Origin of the sequence: Polaromonas sp. 39-63-25 (assembly GCF_002278925.1) — a bacterium.
GTDB lineage: Bacteria > Pseudomonadota > Gammaproteobacteria > Burkholderiales > Burkholderiaceae_C > Polaromonas.
In genome coordinates, this window is record NZ_NCJH01000054.1 from 1 (window position 1) to 1,083 (window position 1,083).

2 protein-coding genes and 1 pseudogene are annotated in these 1,083 nt (G+C 63.4%); all 3 read right to left on the reverse strand.

Annotated elements, in window-relative coordinates:
- A partial coding sequence (locus B7X65_RS23880) for an SAM-dependent methyltransferase (RefSeq protein ID WP_293596714.1) occupies window positions 1–288 on the reverse strand: 288 nt, incomplete at its 3' end.
- Window positions 278–628 carry an NAD(P)H-dependent oxidoreductase subunit E gene (locus tag B7X65_RS23885; protein WP_293596715.1) on the reverse strand — a complete coding sequence of 117 codons (351 nt, stop codon included), beginning with the start codon at window positions 626–628 and terminating at the stop codon, window positions 278–280. The genes B7X65_RS23885 and B7X65_RS23880, both read right to left, overlap by 11 nt.
- Window positions 625–1,083: pseudogene (locus B7X65_RS23890) on the reverse strand (precorrin-3B C(17)-methyltransferase); the annotation flags it as partial. The gene B7X65_RS23885 and the pseudogene B7X65_RS23890, both read right to left, overlap by 4 nt.

Below are 1,083 nucleotides of genomic sequence, written 5' to 3' on the forward strand. Positions count from 1 at the left end.
CTTGAGGCGAACCACGCGTCGCCCCAGGCGCGCATGCTGGACCAGCAGCGCATGGATGCCTTCTTGCGGCACCGAGTGATTGCCCAGCGCCTTGCCCACGTACACGCGCTGCGCGGCCTCGGGTATCAGCGCCAGCACCTCTGCCGTGATGAGGCGGTCATGCACCACCACCTCGGCCCGCTGAAGCCGGTCGACTGCCCGCAGGGTCATCAAATCAACCGGGCCCGGGCCTGCACCCACGATGGACACAAACCCGCTGCTGGATTGCCCCTGTACCTCAAACGTCATGGCCGCCATCCGGTCCCTGATGAAACACCAGATCAGTCACGGGTTGCCCACCAACCAGATGCTGGTCAATGATGCGGTCCATGTTGGCGGGCGTGACGTTGTAGTACCAGGTGCCGTCGGGCTGCACGCACATCACAGGCCCGCCCTTGCAGGCGGCAAAACAACTGACGCGGCTGCGCTTGACGCGCAGATCACCCTCATGCACGCCGGCGGCCTTGAACTTGTCGCCCAGGCTGTCGAACAGTTCCTGGGCGGCCCCGTCCTGTGTGCAGCGCGGGCCAGTGCAAATCAGGATGTGGCGTTTGTAGTTGCCGATTTTTGGCTTGGCGACCTCGCTCATTCTTCGGACTCATCCGCAGTAACGGCTTCATCCTCTACGGGTGCGTTTAACACCATTTCGATGTAGTCCGCAGGCAAGCTGTGACGCTGTGCCAGCGCGGCAATGCTCTCGCCCTCGGCGTGGTCGATGCGGAGGTTTTCCGTCCAGCCCAGCAGACCGGTGGACAGCGAACGCCCGCGTTTTTCGCCTGCATGGGCGCTGCCGTCGCCGTCCAGCGCGTATTTGTTGGCGTAGCCGCGCGGCGTGACCATCAGGCCATGGCGCACAAAGGTGTGGCTGTTGCCAATCAGCACCGTGCTCAACATGCCGATATCGCACTCGCTCATCTTGTCCAGCGTGGTGAACTCAATGTTCTGGCGGCGCCGGTAAGCCGACTTGACCACCACCACCGGGGTGTCAGGGCGGCGATGGCGCAAAAACAGCTGTTGCGCCTGCACGATCTGCTGGGTGCGCCG